Origin of the sequence: Haladaptatus halobius (assembly GCF_020618475.1) — an archaeon.
Classification (GTDB): domain Archaea; phylum Halobacteriota; class Halobacteria; order Halobacteriales; family Haladaptataceae; genus Haladaptatus; species Haladaptatus halobius.
Window position 1 is genome coordinate 246,741 of record NZ_CP085339.1, and the last position, 17,402, is coordinate 264,142.

Annotated in this window: 16 protein-coding genes; 4 read left to right on the top strand and 12 right to left on the bottom strand. The window is 56.4% G+C overall.

The window, feature by feature from the left end; all coding sequences use genetic code 11:
- Positions 1 to 70 precede the first annotated feature (70 nt).
- The 3 genes from LIW51_RS31610 to LIW51_RS31620 all read right to left on the bottom strand — a co-directional run bounded on the left by LIW51_RS31610 (position 71) and on the right by LIW51_RS31620 (position 2,180).
- Positions 71 to 784: a thermonuclease family protein gene (locus LIW51_RS31610; RefSeq protein WP_227380011.1), complete on the bottom strand. Its 714-nt coding sequence runs from the start codon at positions 782 to 784 to the stop codon at positions 71 to 73.
- 278 nt (positions 785 to 1,062) lie between these two features.
- Positions 1,063 to 1,233, bottom strand: a complete 171-nt coding sequence (locus tag LIW51_RS31615; RefSeq protein ID WP_227380012.1) for a glycine zipper domain-containing protein — start codon at positions 1,231 to 1,233, stop codon at positions 1,063 to 1,065.
- 719 nt (positions 1,234 to 1,952) lie between these two features.
- Entirely contained in the window at positions 1,953 to 2,180 is a 228-nt protein-coding gene (locus LIW51_RS31620) for a hypothetical protein (protein WP_227380013.1), read from the bottom strand.
- A 793-nt stretch (positions 2,181 to 2,973) separates the two neighbouring features.
- Here LIW51_RS31620 and LIW51_RS31625 point away from each other — a divergent pair.
- Entirely contained in the window at positions 2,974 to 3,447 is a 474-nt protein-coding gene (locus tag LIW51_RS31625; RefSeq protein ID WP_227380014.1) for a helix-turn-helix domain-containing protein, read from the top strand.
- Here the strand turns inward: LIW51_RS31625 and LIW51_RS31630 are convergent.
- The 5 genes from LIW51_RS31630 to LIW51_RS31650 all read right to left on the bottom strand — a co-directional run bounded on the left by LIW51_RS31630 (position 3,444) and on the right by LIW51_RS31650 (position 12,524).
- On the bottom strand, positions 3,444 to 6,242 hold the full coding sequence (locus tag LIW51_RS31630) for a type IV secretory system conjugative DNA transfer family protein (protein ID WP_227380015.1): 2,799 nt from the start codon (positions 6,240 to 6,242) through the stop codon (positions 3,444 to 3,446). The genes LIW51_RS31625 and LIW51_RS31630 overlap by 4 nt on opposite strands.
- 83 nt (positions 6,243 to 6,325) lie before the next feature.
- A complete protein-coding gene (locus LIW51_RS31635; protein ID WP_227380016.1) occupies positions 6,326 to 7,393 on the bottom strand; it encodes a DUF8128 domain-containing protein in 1,068 nt (355 codons plus the stop codon).
- Positions 7,378 to 10,596, bottom strand: coding sequence for a VirB4 family type IV secretion system protein (locus LIW51_RS31640; RefSeq protein ID WP_227380017.1), 3,219 nt, complete (start codon positions 10,594 to 10,596; stop codon positions 7,378 to 7,380). The genes LIW51_RS31635 and LIW51_RS31640 overlap by 16 nt, the downstream gene beginning before the upstream one ends.
- Positions 10,597 to 10,652: 56 nt before the next feature.
- Positions 10,653 to 12,008, bottom strand: a complete 1,356-nt coding sequence (locus LIW51_RS31645; protein ID WP_227380018.1) for a TrbL/VirB6 family protein — start codon at positions 12,006 to 12,008, stop codon at positions 10,653 to 10,655.
- Positions 12,009 to 12,032: 24 nt separating this feature from the next.
- Complete coding sequence (locus LIW51_RS31650) at positions 12,033 to 12,524, bottom strand: hypothetical protein (RefSeq protein WP_227380019.1); 492 nt, start codon at positions 12,522 to 12,524, stop codon at positions 12,033 to 12,035.
- 124 nt (positions 12,525 to 12,648) lie between these two features.
- Here LIW51_RS31650 and LIW51_RS31655 point away from each other — a divergent pair, with 124 nt between their 5' ends.
- Together LIW51_RS31655 and LIW51_RS31660 are read left to right on the top strand one after the other, a co-directional pair.
- Entirely contained in the window at positions 12,649 to 12,894 is a 246-nt protein-coding gene (locus LIW51_RS31655; RefSeq protein ID WP_227380020.1) for a helix-turn-helix transcriptional regulator, read from the top strand.
- On the top strand, positions 12,884 to 13,186 hold the full coding sequence (locus LIW51_RS31660) for a hypothetical protein (RefSeq protein ID WP_227380021.1): 303 nt from the start codon (positions 12,884 to 12,886) through the stop codon (positions 13,184 to 13,186). Before LIW51_RS31655 ends, LIW51_RS31660 begins: the two co-directional genes overlap by 11 nt.
- 12 nt (positions 13,187 to 13,198) lie before the next feature.
- Here the strand turns inward: LIW51_RS31660 and LIW51_RS31665 are convergent, their stop codons facing one another.
- The 4 genes from LIW51_RS31665 to LIW51_RS31680 form a co-directional block, all read right to left on the bottom strand.
- Positions 13,199 to 14,563 carry a hypothetical protein gene (locus LIW51_RS31665; RefSeq protein ID WP_227380022.1) on the bottom strand — a complete coding sequence of 455 codons (1,365 nt, stop codon included), beginning with the start codon at positions 14,561 to 14,563 and terminating at the stop codon, positions 13,199 to 13,201.
- Between the two features lie 249 nt (positions 14,564 to 14,812).
- A complete protein-coding gene (locus LIW51_RS31670) occupies positions 14,813 to 15,064 on the bottom strand; it encodes a hypothetical protein (RefSeq protein WP_227380023.1) in 252 nt (83 codons plus the stop codon).
- Positions 15,065 to 15,323: 259 nt separating this feature from the next.
- Complete coding sequence (locus LIW51_RS31675; protein WP_227380024.1) at positions 15,324 to 15,560, bottom strand: hypothetical protein; 237 nt, start codon at positions 15,558 to 15,560, stop codon at positions 15,324 to 15,326.
- 551 nt (positions 15,561 to 16,111) lie between these two features.
- Positions 16,112 to 16,822: a phosphoglycerol geranylgeranyltransferase gene (locus tag LIW51_RS31680; protein ID WP_227380025.1), complete on the bottom strand. Its 711-nt coding sequence runs from the start codon at positions 16,820 to 16,822 to the stop codon at positions 16,112 to 16,114.
- A 136-nt stretch (positions 16,823 to 16,958) separates the two neighbouring features.
- Between LIW51_RS31680 and LIW51_RS31685 the strand changes: the two genes are divergently transcribed.
- Entirely contained in the window at positions 16,959 to 17,324 is a 366-nt protein-coding gene (locus LIW51_RS31685) for a hypothetical protein (protein ID WP_227380026.1), read from the top strand.
- Positions 17,325 to 17,402: the final 78 nt, after the last annotated feature.

Here is a 17,402-nt window from a genome sequence, read left to right on the forward strand (position 1 = left end):
AACCACGTCTGCTTAGTGCAACAGGCGGTAGTGGGTATTCAATGCCGAATATCGGGTTGAATGAGAGGGGTTAGGCTGTTGTCGTGGTCGTATTCCAAAGGCCGTAGCCGCCTTGCTTGGCCTCCTGTTGCTTCTGTTCAAACTCCGCTCGTTTGCTGAACTGGCCGTCTGCGACCCGTGCGTAGCCCGACCGGAGCAACTGGGTGTTATACAGCCAATTGCCGGTGTAGACGTACACTTGCAGGTGGCCGTCACTGTCGCTCCCAACCTTTGGGTCTGTAACGAGTGTGACGGTGCTGTACTCAAGCTGTGCTTTGGTGGTCTGGAGCGCTCGTTTGTGGTAGAGACCGCTCTCAGGCACGTGTACACCGATCAGATCAACAGTCTGGGTCTTGCCGTTGCGTTCGATTTTGATGGTTGTCGGATCGACGATTTTCGTCACCCGCGCTTCAAAGCGCTGGCTCCCCGTGGGTGTATCGACTCGTGCGGTGGTCTGTGTTGGCACTGTCGTTGCTTGAGCTGCCGTGCTGGGTTGCGTCGTTGTTGCTATTGTTGTCTTGGACGTCGTTGTGTGCGCCGTGCTGGCCGTCTGTGTTGGTGCTGTCGTCTGGCTGGTACTGGTCGTTTCCGGCACTGTGGTCGTTGCTGGGGCTTCTGTTTGCGGCTGTGGCTCGGTTGTCGTAGGCATCGTGTCGTCACTCTTCTCACCGAAGCCAATCCCACCGAGACAGCCAGCGAGGGCAACGATCACAACGAGTGTGAAGATGGGGACTGTTCGGGACATATCTGCTGTCGTTACTCTGGTTAGTTCAATATTCGGGGTAGCGAACACTGGCCGGCTGAGCGGGGTGTCGCATATGGTCTACCGTATCTGCTGAACGACCGAGGACCCGAGTGCTACGAGTAACCCAGCTGGGGCAAGTGCTACCCCGATAGCCATTGAACGGAGCGTGTCATAGAGAGATTCTCAGAGCGTTGGTTTCAACTCGTTCTGCTTGAATCAGTCGGTACAAATACCTGCGAGTACAGCGTCAGCTGTTCAAGTTCGCGCGTGGCAGTTCACTACAGTAGGCCCCACACTACACCGAGAATGGTACCGAGACCCATACCAATCGAAATACCTATCCCGATATTATTCAGTGCAAGCCCAAGAACGACTCCTATTAAAGGTCCGAACGCAATCCCTAGAGCCATCTTATTCAAATCTATTTGGTCGTCCTCTTCGTCAGACATGTGCTATCTTTGGACTTCTGGTGAGATAAACCCAGAGATCTAATGGCATATGAACGCTCTATATCTAACGTTCACTATGGAGTCCAAAGGGTGACATTCTGCTCTAGCAGCGAACGTCCTTTTTCTGGAATCAGCTGATTGCGAGCGACTGGAAGCATGCCGAGCCGAACGCTCCGCAGCGGACCGCCTCGGCCGAATGCCCGCCACTACTGACACCAGTGGGACAGTCAGACTGCTATCATCGGTGGACAGTCAGTTTTCTCGTGAAGAGGACACCACATTTCCGGAGTAATCTGGGTGCGTGCAGGCGCCTCACCGCCTCTCGTGACCATCACGCTCTCAGTGACAGTCCCACTGCACCGGAGCTCGCTCTTGACAGTCCCTGTGGGGATCTGTCGGAAGATAGTCGTCCCTGCTGTTACTGGCAACTGTGGAGTGCCCTACTAGATAGACAGCCCCTCGTGCTGTCGCTGCTCGACGTCCAACTGTTTCGGCAGGGTGGACAGTCCCATCGGCTGGATCATGCTGGAGCCTAGGGCGTGCTGGTCGCCAGATCAGACAGCCCCCCTGTAGTGGCCGGCGGACAGAGCAGTCTGTTGCTGGTAGACAGTCTTCCGTGCTGGTCCCTTCCTCTATCGCGGGTTATTCAATGAAACTGCGGTGTCTCGCAGAAGATGGCACCCCGCTGGTGCGCTCGGGTCGGCACCCAGATCATGCCGTCATATCGGCACCCAGAGGGGCGTGCTGGTGTTGGCACCCGGCCATTGCTCACGGCTGGTGATGGAGATGTGTCGCTCGTCGGCACCCCCTCTGTTCGGGTGCAGAATGTGGCACCCCACGGTGTCGTTTAGCGGCGTTCTCGCTGTGTCCCGGCAGGGCAGACTGTCTAGTGGCTTCGTCATACGGTTCTCAAGCGTAATCCAGCCATTCTCGTCTGTGTTAGCCATCACTCGTCTCCTCGTGCTGTCGCGGATGCGGTTGCTGTCGCTGTTGCTGTTGCAGTCCTCTGCTGTGCGGGACACTGCTCGGTTCTACTGGCGGCTTGCCGCCCTAGTGCTCCCTGTCCTGCTGGCGGTCTACACTCCGCTCTGTGGCCTGTTGCTCGCACTGCTGGACTATCCTTGCACCATAACCACTGTCCTGACATTTTCATGGTACTGCCGGTCTGACTGTCCCCCAGTTTCGTTTCCTTTCTCTCCCGGCGCTCTGCTCAGGGGACTGTCCTCTCCTCCAGTTGCCCCGCGTCCTATGTTCCCCTTGGATGCACTCCATCCATGTAATTATACGATATCTGACTATCCATACTTTCGTAGCCACAGGGAGACTGTCAGTCGTCTCTCATCCCTCATCCTACCAGAAATCTTAGCTCTTATTCGGGTGCCCACTCCTTGCACTCCACACATGAGGGTGCCCACTCCTTGCACTCCACACATGAGGGTGCCCACTCTTTCACGCTCACTTTGGGTGCCCCATTCTCTCCAGATCATCCTGTCCTCGGTGCGCCCTCAGCATGGTCCAACATCTCGCTCGCACTCACTGGCCAACCATCAGCATACCGCCGGGCTGCCACCTCCAGATATTACCTCACCCATCTTACATTCTCTCCAGCACGTCGGATTCTCCTTTTGCCGTCACATTGGGTGGTTGGCAGCCTATTGGTGTCGGCGGTTTCTATCAAAGGCCTTAATACAGGCGTAATCACTAAGGCCATAGCTAAATTAGGGCTTACAAGAACATACTATGGAAAATGATATATCCAACGCAGAGCAAGCACCCTTCGGCGCTATTGATGACCAGATGAGTGCGGATCGCGCCGCACTGTTAGCCGCTGTCGCTCGTGCCACAGAAGATGATCGAGATGGCATTCCGACGGGTCAACTTCGGGAAGCGGTCGGTGTGCCCTCAGGAAGCATGCCGTACCATATGGACGCGCTCATGGAGTGGGAGCTAGTCGAAGTTGTCGGTAATCAGAAAGAGGGTGGGGGGTCGCCATCAAAGGTGTTCGCTCTCACGGAGCGGGGAGCAGACTACCTCGATAACTCGACAATCAAACAATTCCCATCTGCTGAGGACGTGGCGGAATTAGAGCAGCGTGTCGATGAGTTAACCACCCAACTGACCGAGCTTCAGGACCAGCACAACCAGATGCGGGAAGCCTATAATCGGATGGCGGATCTTGTCGAAGAGTTGCAAGACCAAGTTGAGAAATCTTAGAGCCGCGGCAGCGACGAGTCGTCACCATCATCCGTCGGCCGTTCCGCGTCTGTCCGATGGTCCGCCGGTACGTCGCTCTCCTCGCTGCTCCGCTGGTTGCTCTGCTCGGTCGAAATCAACTGCTTGGTAGCACTGCTACCGCTCTGCCCTCTGTCGTCCAGTAGGTCCGTCAGCGGCGTCTGTGTGTTGCCCTCGTACAGCCGGATGTCCATTGGTGTCTCTGTTTCCGGCGGGACGACGACCACGTCCCACTCGACCTCGCTCAGATCGCCGTCCATCTCGTACTCGGGGATTACCGGTGGTTTCACGTTCCGCTTGCCACCGTCCGGGTAGGCACTCGCGTCGGTGAAGATGTCGGCGGCCGTCTCAAAGCGGACATTAACTGTGCCCTCACCGTCGCGCAGAATGTACTCACCGGTCTGTTCGTCGTACACCCAGACGTTCTCCCGGCCACCGGGCCGCGTGATGGTCTCGCCGTCGATAGTGAGCGTCTGTGTGCCGGTATAGAACCGTCGTTCGTCCTCGGTGGGATGACTACTCCGACAGCAGAACGGCGCGTCTGCCACCGTCTCATACACCTTCTCGGCCACCTCCTCACGGGCGAAGAACAAGCACCGATGGCCCGCGTTGTGTGCCTGCGCGAGATTCTTCACCGTCTGGGAGGGTTGGGTACTCCCAGTCGTGTGTTCGCTCTCGATATAGGCGTCATTCGTCCCTGCAAGCCGATTCAACAGCGCATGCTCCTCGCGGTAGCTGTTCACTGTGTCCGCTATCGTCTCCGGGTCGTCATCCGGCCCAATTGAGAGGACGTCGTCTAGTCGTGCGAGGCCGTCTGGCATGACGTCGCCGGTCTGCTCGGGGATCTCGAAAATGAACCCGAGTTGCGTCATCGGCACGTACGCATCCGCCATCGGTGCCCAATGCTCGGCGTTGCCGTCGTTCTCTGAGTCTCCAAGGTTGAGGAACCCGGTATCAAGCGGTTTCACTTCCATCTCATCCTTGACCTCCCGATTGGCCAGATGTGTATCCGGCACTCGCTGCAAGACTTTCCGCCATGCTTTCCCGGCGTCGGTCACGTCGTCGCCGGGTAGATACCGGTTCAACCGCTCAACACACGCCGCTATTTGCACCCAGCCACCTGGATCACCTTGTCGAATGCTCTCGTCGTAGACTGCTTTGAGCGTTTGGTTCCGCAAGTATTCATCTGTCCCGACCGGGAGGTCTGCTGGATCATCCGCAGTCGTTCCCTCGTCCAATTCGCCATACGGCAATTCGCGCTGAATTTCGGCGTCGGTAATCGGTGGACTGCCATACTGCTCCAGACTCCAATGAATCACGTCCTCGGCATCCTCTTCCGAGCGAAGCGGTGGATACGGTGCAAAGGTATGGATTTTGAGCGGATCGGAGTACTGCATGCCGCCTTTAATCGGGATTCGCGTCCATACCTGGTAGTTCTCCGTTTCCATCAAATCCTCCTCGTTGTACCCCTTGAACAGCTTCGCGACGGGACGGGCGTCTTCGTCGTTCGGCAGTCGGAAGATCACCGGGTTGTTACAGTTCGCTTTCACGGCACTCAGCACACCTGCTTCGTTCAGCTGCTCGGGATACTGGCAGGCGATCGTCACCGAGAGTTTCATCGATCGGGCCCGGGCGAGCATGTTCTTCACGTCGAGATTCTGGCTTGCGATGGCGTCGAACTCGTCGAAGATGGCGAAGAACGGCTCGTTCTCACCGTCCTCGAAGGAACGACTTTGCACGGCGCTCCAAATCGGGCGCATGACACCGAGCGTAATCATCTGCTTGACGTCCTGATTCGAGACAGGCGTTCGGACGATCACGATTTTGTTCTCGTTGATGATTTCCTGAAAGTCGATCGAACTCTCCCGCTGAGCAATAATCCGGCGGATAACACCGTTCTCGACCCAGTTTTTCACTCGCGACAGGAGGGGGCGAACGGCGTCGTCGTCCATTTCGGCAATTTCATTGACGAACTCCTTGATGTAGGGGTCCTCGACCTCCTCGGCGAACTGTTCGCGACGCTCCTGATTCAGAAGGACGAAGTAGAAATCGATCACCGAGTAGTCTTTGTCCGATTTCATCATCGCGCGGCCCATACTCTCGGTAATCGCCCGCATACGCGGCCCCCAATAGTCGTCGTTATCGAGAATCGCTTTCAAATTCTCCAGGCGATCCTCAATCTCCCGTTCTAATTCGACCTGACTGTCTGTCTCGGGAATTTCAAGGAAGTTGATGCCGACATCGCGCTCAAAGTCTTCGTCGCCCGGTTCAATCCACACCACATCATCGAGGCGGTCTTCGGGGAGCAGCTGGAGGAGTTCTTTCGAGTCTCGCGCCTTCGGGTCGAAGTAGACGAAGCCGTGGCCGGCGTACGCTAACTGAACCATCCAGTTCAGAAGCTCGGTCGTCTTCCCGGCGCCGGTCGTCCCACACACCCAGTTGTGCTGAAAGAGTGAATCGAACTCGATCGGCACCTCGCGAAAGCCCTCCTGGGCGCTGTCATTGTAGCCAATCCAGAGCGGACTCTCGGGACGGTCGCGCGACCCTTCGATGAGCTGGCGGACCTTCGGGCCGGCGACGACATCGTTTTCCTCCGTGTGAGTAAGGACTTCGGCGCCGCCGATTCGGTCGCTGCCGGTCGGAGTAATCTGGTAGGGCTCAACCGTCGGTGCGCGAAGATCGTCGGGAATCTCGTCGTTCTGCTCGTCACGATCGTCTCGATTATCTCGATCGTCTTCATCGTCCGCGTCGTCACCGCCGAATAGGTTATCGAACATCGTGGATCACCAAGGCCCGGCGTCGGACTTGCACCGAAGTGACGGCGTCGACCGTCCGGGAAACGGGGGGAGCGTCGCCGCTGTTACTCTTCTCGTTGACTGTCGGCCGGCACTTCACCGCCGCGTTGGGCGTAGCGCCAGTCGATTTTCGGCGTCTCGATCTCTTTGTTCGGGATATGCGCCGCCCCAGCGAGTTCGTTCACCGAGAGAATCATCTCGCGGTCTTCCCACTCCCGAGTGTGAAGCTTCTCGATGAACGCGGGGTGATCGCTGGTCGGGACAGGCGCGTCGGTGAAGCCCTGCTCGGTCATGGTGTTGTAGTAGCGGGTGAACATCCCCGCCACACCCCGCGCTCGGGATTCGGCTTCGTACTTGTCCGGCGAAGCGGCGAGAATCCGCATGTTGGTGTGAAAACCGTACTGTCCTCGCTGCATTTCGACGATATCCGCCGCTTCGCGGTCTTTCTTGCTCGCGTCACGAGTACGGGGATTCAGCCACCCGACGACCTGGTCCGACCGGAGCCCTTCGGCGACGTCATCGACGCCCTCATCCCGGGACAAGAGCCCGCCGTCGCCTTCGGTCCAGTCGTTTTTCGCCGGCCGAAAGACAACCTGCACGACAACGCGCGTCTCCGGCGTCGTGAGCATCTCGCTCGTCACTTCGCCGTACGGATCGCGCTCGAAACCTTCGCCCTGATGGTTACGAATCGGGTAGTAGTAGTGACGGTTCAAGTCGAGTTCCGCGCCGGCGATATAGTCGTCTGGGCGGATTTGCGGGAATGCATTGCCACCTTCCACCCAAAATACCTGGGTGTTCGAGTAGCTGTTTGCGACACGCCGGCGGAACTTGTCGGCGGCGTCCTCATCGGCGGCGTGTATGTAGAATTTGAGTTTCGCCTCATCGAACCACAACTCAAAGGAGTGGTGCTGACTGACGTTTTTGCTCCGGAACCCCTTCGTCCGCACGTCGTGGAGCGATTGGAGCATCGCGGCGCCGTCGACGATGCCCTGGTTGTCTTTGTAGGGCCGAATGGCGAGCAACACACCCGGCGTCTCGTCTACGGTTTGGGTGTACGACTCGTCGAGCTGCACCGCGGTGTATTCGCTGGCGCCGTCGTCGCTGCCGAACAGGCCCATCAGATTTCCCCCCATTCGTCTTCGATGTACGGCCGAAACGGCCCGTCCTCGCTCGCTTTGTAGCTATAGATCACGTCCTCGAAGGGCGAAGCCCGTTCTTGGGCGTGCATCCACCCTTCGACGTCCGCGTAATCGACGAGATAATCCGTATACCCCAGGCCGTCCTCCCCGCGTTTCGCCTGGCTGGTAATGAAGTGCAGTTGCTCGTCGTTCATTCCGAAGCGCTTCTTCGCGTCGTCTTCTTCCAGCTTGTCCGTGTAGAAGAACTCGGTTGTCGGAACCTGGCCGAGAATGGCGCGTTTTGACTCTTGCATGTCCTTGTCGTCAGCGCTCGCGAAGTCGCTCGGGCGGTGCGAGAGGAACCAGAGCCCGGCGTTGAAGTGCCGCCAGTGGCGCGCCGACTGTTGGAGCCACGCGAGAATTTCCTTCGATTGGAAGAGGTAGTGCGCCTCATCAATCACGAACAGCGTCTTGCTCGGCGCTCGTTTCACGGCCTGATAGACCTGTCCGAGCATCAGCTGGAGCATCGTCGCTTTGTCCGCCGCCGCACCGAGGCCTTGGATCTGTTTAAGATCGAGGTACGACACTTCACCCGGGCGAATGTGGGCTTCCGATTCCCCGACGAGTGCGTCGTGTTCGCCGCCCGCTTTGAAACCACTGAGGCGGCGAAGGAGCGGGCCCGCGTTCTCTTTGATCTGTGCCTTCTCCAGTTCTGAATCGACGTACTCGCCCGGGTTTTCGCCCATGTCGTTGACGATCTCCCGGAAATCGGCCATCGTTGGACTGTTCTCGGCTTTGTGCGTGGTGACGTCCGCTTTCAGCACACCCGCCTGTTCATATGTCGCGTTCAGTGCATCGGAGACGAACGGGGCAAACTCGCCGGCTTCGTCGCCAATCATGTCGAGAATGAAGTTGCGCGCCTCGGTGAACTTCATATCGTACGGATCTAGATTCCCCGATGCTGCCAGCGCCGCTTCCGGCGTCTCCTCGATATGCAGCGGGTTGATGGTCTGTGACCCGTCCACTGTGATGTGTTGGCCGTTGAGCAGTTCAATGAGACTCCCGAACTCGCCCATCGTATCGCACAAAATGAGCGTCCGATCCTCGCCAGCCAGATACCAGCGGGTGGCCTGCTTGCCGACATGGTAGGATTTCCCGCTGCCGGAGTTCCCGATCGTCAGCCGGTGGCCGGGTGCCACTGAGAACTGGTCCTTGATGATTTCGCTGCCGTTCTGGACGTTGCGGCCCTGCTCGACGCCGTCCTCCTGGTCGATATAGGCGGATACCGGCGGAAAGGCCGCGGCGATCGTCCCCGACAGCGTCAGCGAGTAGCGTTCGCGCGTCGAGACGTCGGCGAACGCGTCCCGACTGTTCGGTGAACAGGATTCGAAGAGTTCGGCTTGTCGCTGTTCTGGTGCCAGCACCGTTAGATGAGCGGGAGCACTCTCGAGCGTACCGGTCACTTTCTCGCAGGCGCTTTCGAGCGCTCGGTGTTTGACAATATCCAGGGTTAGTTCGTCTTCACTCGCTAGGCCCTCCTTGATACGCTCCTCGGCTTCATCCAACGCCTGCCGGGTGCCAGCCCGAACCGTCACGTAGCCGCTCAAATCCCACGGTTGGGCTTGCGTGTGGTGGAGGAGTTTGTACATCTTCACGTACGGGTCGAGGTCGTCCTCGACGAGAATCGCCGAGACGTCACTCACATCTTTGCGCTCATCGATGTTCGCGTCGATCTCTCCGATGGTGTCTTTCAATTCGAGTTCCGTCGCCCGCTTGTCCCGTGCCCGGATGTCTAAGCAAACATCAACGTCTACGCCTCGCATGGTGTAGATGTCTTCGAGGAACTTCTCTCGGGGTTCAACCGGCCAATCGGCGATCCAGTAGGTCCGACAGTACTGCTGGCCTGTCCGAACGTAGCCATCGCGAGCGTCGAACGTTTGTGGCGCGAGGAGTTCCTGTACCCGATCGTAGGCCAGTCCGTTTGTCTCGTCTTCGTCGCTGGCGAGTGGCGCGAGGAGGCCTTCACGGACTCGTGCGAGGAACGACGTTTCTTCGTTGGCGTCCTCGTCAACATGCGTGCTCGTTGCGACTGGTTGCGAGACAGTGCCGCCGTCTGTTGTCGCTTCGACCGTCGCAACGTCCGCTACTCCTGTCGATGGTGTGTCGGTCGCATCCACGGCTTCAGGACGTGGACTGTCGCCGTCCTCGGCGCTATGTGGCCACACTGCTGCATCGACGTCCTTCGTCACACTGTCGGCATCGAAGGAATGCTCTGTCCCGCTCCAATATCGGCCCAGGAGCAGCGCATGCTCAGCAGGTCCGACTTGCGTAGTGTCACACCCATCGGTACTCCCAAATGCACGGGAGAGCCGAGAGAGTCGGCTCTTCACTTCTCGTTGCATTCGTCGGCGTTTGGCGTCACACTGCTCATCATCATCGCCGAATAGCAGCGATCGAATCTCGCCTTCATCGGTCATGTCCGGTACCGACACCTCGTCTGGGCGAACTTCAACGACGAGATAGTGCTGCCACTCGCGAGCGTTGAACCGTGGAAAGTCGGTGTTCTCGGTCCACGTGATAACGCTCTGAAGGAGCTCTCGCGCTAGCTTCCACTCTTCGCCAGCGTACTCCGACGAGTAGAGTTTCGCCCGATACTTCTCGGTGACATCGCGAGGGTCAATCTCCAGTGCCGTGCTGAACAGGCGGAAATTGAAATCGCTCACGTGTTGATCAAGTTCGCCACGAATACGGCCGATCATTTCACGGGCGTCACTCGTCTTTTGCATCGTCGTATTTCGGCCCGAAACGCGCGCCATCGCGACAAGTCGCCCGTCGTCCATCTCGGCAGTGCCATCGGCGTGGATCCGTTTCACGCCGTGCACTGTGGCGGCTTCATCGCCTGACTTTGGGAACCCGCGTTTGGCCTTCGCGTATGCGAGTGGGGTTTTGATGCAGTCAAGTCCCGTCGAGTACTCGCCCGATGAGACAGCCAGTCCAACAGCACCGAGCCCACCGAGTACGCCGACACCAGCACCCATCAACGACGGAGCAAGCGGGGCACCGAACAACGCGGCGAGACCACTGACCCCGACGATACCGGCACCTGGTGTGCCGTAGAGGAGATCGTTCACTTTGAGCCCGTGATAGTCAAGTCCGGAATCGACGTGTGGTGGGACGAGTTGACTCGGATCTTTCGGTGCGTCCGCATTGTCTGTCATGGGTAAGTCCCGTTCCCAGCCTTGCACCGGGATGTCGGCGTGAACCGAAACGGGGGTTAGTCGTAGCGTTGCAGTATCTCACGGCCATGATTTAGCTCGTAGTCAGCGCGTTCTTGCTCTTCTCGCACGTCTCGAGCGTCGATACCGCCATCTGCGTTCAACGCGGTGTTCACTGAATCATAGTTCACGGTCTCCTCCGTTGCCGACGTGCCAGTGCTAAACGTCGAATTGTCCGATTGTTCCCAACTGGAATCGCTGTCGCTCTGGTAATCCTGATACTTCTCGTGGACTTCGTGCCCGACCCGCTCGCCCGCTTCGTCGATGTATTTCCCTGCTTTGCGCTGGTTCGCTGCTGAGGTGCCGAGTGCGATCGAGGCAGCGTCATTGGCGTGTGCCAGCATCTCCTTCGGGAGAACGAGCAAAGCCAAGACAAGCCCACCAACAACGAGGGTGAACGTCTCCAGCACGCCGAGTGCGCCGGATGTCCATGGCAAATCGGCGAGCAACCGAAGGACGAGTGCTTGAAAGAGCTCCGTGACGATCACGACACCAAAGAGATAGACGAAGGTATCACCGGTGCTCTTCAAGAATCCCGAGAAGCTGCGACAGGCCCAGGAGAGCGGCCACAAGAACACGCACACATAGATAAGGGCCCGCTCGAGGCCAAGGATGAGAACCCCGACGGCAATTGTGCCCGACTGGAAAATACCAAGAAGGGCACCAAGACCAATCCCGACACCGAGTTTCGCGAGTTTTGAATTTGTCTGAATGAACTCGGCACCGTCAGGTGCAACCGATATCGCGGTCTCGTTCGCCAGGTGGAGCAAGAGTGGTGGGATAATCCAGGTCGTTGCGACCATGATGAGCGCGATGCCGACGCGTTTCCATGCTTGACGCTTCTCGTACGGATCCGACCGATAGAACGACATCCCGAAGGCCGCCATCAACGCGACGCTTGCGAGACCGGCTGTCCATGCCGAGGCTTTGTATACGCCGGGCCACAGACCGTTTTGAGGATTGACCCAGGTACTCGGCTTGTCCGGTTGACCGGGAGCAGGGATCCCTGCGACGCTGTCGCGAACCGTATTCGCAATTCCCTTCCCGACACCAAGGAAAATCCCAGCAATCGCTTTGAGCTGTCCCTTCGCCATATCGACCGGGTTAATCGACGGAACGAGCCCGCCACCAAACCCACCAAGGAAACCGCCGCCGTTGCCACCGCTTCCGCCACTCGTCGAATTATTCGATGGTGCTGTCGTCTGGCCGTCGCCAGGACTGCCGATCCAGTGATTCTGGGATGTCGTCGAATTGTTCACACTGGCTGATTGTGCCGTGACTGGGCCGGCAAGCGACGTGACTAGCACGACGAGAATGAGTACCGAAAACCATCTGCTGTGTCTCTTCCAAGTCATGGTCAGAAAGGGAACTCGAGAGGCTCACATTATGTTCGCAAAATTCACACACGAGAGCGTGCTCACGCCAGCCTTGTCGAGGACGACGGCGAACAGTGGGAAGAACCACGCACCGCAAAACGTGATCACTGCCCCACGGGCCGCATCGCGACCCTCTTTTTTCTTATCTGAACGGGCACTTCCCATCTTCAGCCAGGCCATTGCACCGCGGAATGCTGCGAGCAGAAACATCCCGATCGTAATCATCCCAAATGCGAGCGTAATGACGGGACCAAGTCCGGACGAACACATTACGTCGCTTGCTTCCTGGGTAGCTTGGGCTGCCACTGGCACTGAAAACGCCGCGGTTGTGGCGACGATACCGACACTAGCACGAATGGATCGAGTAGGGATTGCCCCCCATTTTGCAGCGACCACACGCTTCAGTGCGTGATATTCCTGCGTTGAATCGTCCGTCAATCGGTGAAATCGGTCAGAGATGAGTCTCTCGGTCGATTTCGGCTTTTGTTCATCCATTGTACTCACTACCACATCTAGAGGGCTAGATAAATACCTTACGCACACAGTGAGACGCCGTATACTATCGAATAGAGTCAGTGTGTCCGTAACCTATTTATGTCATAGACTAGGGCTGTTCTACATGCTTCCACGCAATTCCAATCAAATGGTCTCTCTCACCAATGTCGACAAAGAGATTCTCGAAATACTCCGAGGTGGGCGGGCAACGCAATCCTACATCGTCGACGAAACTGGCCGTTCGCGCCAATACGTCCACAATCGACTCGGAATACTCACTGCTGCGGGGTATCTTGAAAACATTCATAGAAAAACGGCATTGTACGAGTTAGTCGGTGACCCGCTTGCTGACGAGGAAAATGGAGGATGAGGCGATGCGAATCCCATCACTCTCGATCGAAGCGCCGAACGAAACCGCACGAGAGACACTCCGCCGCCATTTCGCGATACTCGTCGGCCTTCTGAAAGTCGTTCTCGTCGGCAGCATCATCCAAATTGTCGTCCTCGGAACGACGGGCGTTATCGCGATGTACATTCTCGGCTTAGAGGGGGCGGCCGCTGGCTGGCTGGTGATTCTCTCGTGGTTCATCGCCGCGTACTTCATCAAACTCTACGGACGGAGTATTTTCCCAGTGAATGCCGACCAATTCACCCGAATCTAAAAACCAGCTCTCTCACGCTATTTGCTCGCCATCGAGAAACACGTTCTTGAGTGTTGCTCCACCGTTCCGAATGACTTGTGCCTTTGTCGCATCCCATCCGGGTGTGTGTATCACGAAGTCTTGCACAGTCGCTTGACTAACACCCTCGTCGACGACGAGTGCTGTCATCGGCGTATCCTTGATCGTTACCTCGACGTTCTTCACCACGACCTTCTGGACGGCGTGCTGAATCATGAGCGACCATCCCGTTGGTTTCTTCTGGATGATTTTCGTATTCGAGACCGTACACGTTCCGTCATCAACACGAATGGGGCGCTGCTCGTAGTAGAACTCCTCGCCAAACGAGCGGTCAGTCACGACTACACAGTTGTGGATTCGTGAGCTGTCGCCACCGATACGGATATTCGACGCCTGGCTGTTTGCCGCGATACAGTTCACTACGTCGACCGTCCCGTCACCCGTCCCTGGCTGGCCGCCGATCACGTAGATGCCGTTGTCCGGCCAGCCACCGAACAGTGAGTTCTCGACACGGAGATAGCCCTGTGCCTTCGGATGCATCGTAATCCCTGACGTTGCCCATGAGCGGCCAGCGTTCGGGCCGCCGTCGTACGTGTCCCGCGTGTTGATCGTCTTCTGGTAGGTGAGCCCACCAAAGCGGAAATCGACATTGTTCACGCGGGCTCGCGCTTCTTCCGTCGCTGGATTCACTCGAAGCGGCCCCTGACACCCGAGCGAATGCATCCCGACTTGGCGAAGGGACCGAATCTCCGACGTCCCCGCCGTATGGTGGTTCAGTACCTGCATTCCCTGGTTTTTCCCGCGCCAATCGAGGGTAAACCCGCCGAACACGAACTTCCCCCGATGTGGATTGTCTGGAATCCCAATTTTGAAGTGTTGGGCGGGGCCGTGGAATTCGCCCGCCGAGACATCGAAGCCGTTGATCGCGTTGACACGCCCGTGAACGAGCGTCGCGTTCTGGCCGATGATGCCGAGGTTCCGAAGCCCGACGCGCCGAACCTGGCTGTTCATTTTGTAGCGTCCGGGTGGGAAGTAGAGGAGCGTATCACTCCCGATCTCGCGCTGGATTACAGGTGAGTTGTCCTCGTCTCCAGTCGGATCTGCGCCTGCCTTCGCCATGTTCACGACATTGCGGAACTCGCCGCGCCACGGCTTGGGATCGATCGATCGGAAGTTGCCGCTCGTCGCGTTCGTGTTGCTGTTTGTCGGCCCTGTTGATGGGACACTTCCCCCACTCGCGCCCGTCGGGAGGAGACACCCCGACAGAGCTGTCGCTCCAATACTTGCGCCTGTCGCGAGAAACGCCCGTCTGCTGTGCGATACACGATCAGCGTCGTCAGGAGGTGATAACGATGTCATAGGAGGATCACTCACGCTTCGGTGCAGGCGTTGTTTCTAGGTTAGTTACTATCTTAACCAAGATAAGTTTTGTGTGAGTTACTGGCTATGTTCAAATCAGTTTCTTATAAGATTTCACGCTCATGTGTTAGCGTTGTATACTAATGGGGCTTTGTGGAATCCTCAGAAAATAATAGATTTCGACGGGCGTGCTGATACAGGGCGCGTATCTTTCATACCATTTCCTTGAGAGCGGCAAGAGGAACTGGTCTAATTCAAGATACGCTCGTTAAGGTACCACGGAAGCACTCCAAGGACAAAGAGGATACCACCTGAAAGCACGATCACTGCGGGTGGGACGACGATTGTAAAATATTCTTTATTATCAATTCCAATCCAACCTGCACTGAATGAGTTGGCGATGTGCAGAATGCTTACTCTCATTAACCACTGGATGGTTACCGCACCACCAACCAAGAGGAGGATTCCACTGCCGAATGCGCGGTGGGAGACTTGCGTCATAGGTGCCAATTATACTACCGGAGGATATATGCTTATTCCACCCATTGAGTATTGACTGATAATTGAAATGCCTCCTTAGTAGTAAGTGAAAGATACGCCTCTATCAGGTCACAGATTCTGCTACGATGAATGGACGCTCTGTCTGCAGCACGCACCTCTTGGCAGACTGTGAAGGTTTCAACAGAGCCACAAATAGGAACAGTCGAAGAGCGGCGAAGAGGTAAGAAGAGGACAAAACGTAGTCAGAGTGAACGGCTCGCTAGCGAGTAGTACCGGGAACGAGACTCCAGACTTTCTCTGTCGCGAGGTACTCACCGTCCTGCTCTTCGATGTACCCTTCGGTAAGAGCCTCGGCTATCGCGTCAGCGAGATCCCCGTCAAAGCGGCTATGCTGGCGTGCAATCACACCAATGTGGGCGCGATCAATTGTCGCGCGGTTGTGCCCGCCCGGATTATGCTCGATAATCCGGGCAATGAGTGCGGCATTCTCGCTCATATGTTCTACTAGCGATCAGCACTCAATAAGATTCATATCCGAAGAGATCCGTTGAAATAGTGCGCTAACCTACCACTATATTGGAAGAGACCCGCTTAGTTGCGCGAATTTGAGTTCGCTGTACGATAGCGTCCGAAGGCGTATCCTAGCCAAACAAGAGTCAGGGGGATTGCAATGAATTTTAGAAAGTCGAAAAACAGCGCGTAATATACGACTGTCTTTCCAACCATCGAAAACTGAGGGAGCCACGCGGGAAGCGTAGTAACACCGTCCGAGACACCAATCACAAATTCCATTAACAAATATTCACCAATCAGAACAGTAGCGAATAGACTACTGAGGGCAATCACTGGCCGTCGAAGAGTTGGTTCACGCCGTACGGATTGAGTAAGTTCCATATACATTTATTTGAGCTGAGATGTATTAAATATGTATAACGTGTCACTTGTCATGACATCATTGTTCCAACAGAATTGCTCATGTTTTATGCTTCAATTTCATAAGCGCTACTTATCAATTGGAATCTCTCGTATCACCTGCAGAAAACGCGGTTATGAAGTATGCTGCGCGTCCTTTGCTCCACGAACCGTTTCCTCAACTGCCTCGATACCGTCCTCATGGAGCACATTGCCGACGACGACTGTGTCAGTTACATTCGCCATCTCAAAGGCTGAGTCATAGTCGTGAATCCCGCCCCCATAGAAGAGTCGCGCTGACGAGAGTGAATCGCGTGCGGCAGCGACAACAGCTGGATCGCCGAGGGTGCCGGAATACTCGAGGTAGATAATCTTCTGGTCAAGGATCTGTTCAGCGAGTTCAGCATAGGCAACGACATCATCTCCATCCAAGTCACAGTTGGCCTGTGTGTACGTCGCGACTGACGATGCTGGATTGAGGACAATGTATGCTTCTGGGTGCACGTAATCCCAATCGAGATCGGATGTGCGAACCCATTCGTGGTGCGCTCCTGTGATCCACAGTGGGTCATCGGCATTCAGAACAATCGGAACGAGGTAGCCTGAGAGTGCATCACTGTGGAAATTAGTCGGGCGATAGGTCGGTTCGACGAATATTGGGGTCTCGGCAGAAGAGAGTGCATCAAGAATTGACTGAACGCTCGTTTCTGTGACGTTTGTGGTGCCACCGAGAATGAGTGCGTCTGTTCCCGTGTCAGCTATGCCAGTGTAGGTATCCCCATCGTGAAGTGCTTTATCGGGTTCGATCTTCGTGACGTGATCCCACTGTGCCCACGCAGCCGCCATAGCTCACCGTAGTGCCATCACACGCAAACCGCTTTCCCACTGTTCGTATGGAATCATAAGCCTCCGTGATCTGCGTACGACACTTTCACTCCGGGGATGGCTCATCCCTAATATCGTGTTGCCCCGTCTCTTGTCTATGAATCACGACTTCGTCTCATTCGGACGCGAAGAGGTGTTTGCCGAACTCACCGAGCACATCGTTGAGTTGCGTGAAATCTCGGATGGCGATGCAGAGGTGATGGCGAGCAAAGTCTTGAGCCGAGCATCCAGCACGATTCATTTGGTCGGGCTATCCGACAATGGCAAGCGCGCACTCTACCATTGGGAGACGTCAAATCCTGGCGCATGGGCTTCGTTGATACCCTTTGACGAGCGTGGTGTTGATAGTCTCAATGCGATCATCATCTGGCAAGCTACCGACGAGGACCAGCCGGACGACTTTGAGACGTGGCTCAAACTGCGACTCGATGGCTTAGACTGGATTCATCCAGACTACGTCTAACGAGTTGTACTTGCGTCTTCTTCATCCCTGATTAGACTCCTGCCTAATTCGAGCATTCACTCCCCATCCGGGGTCGTT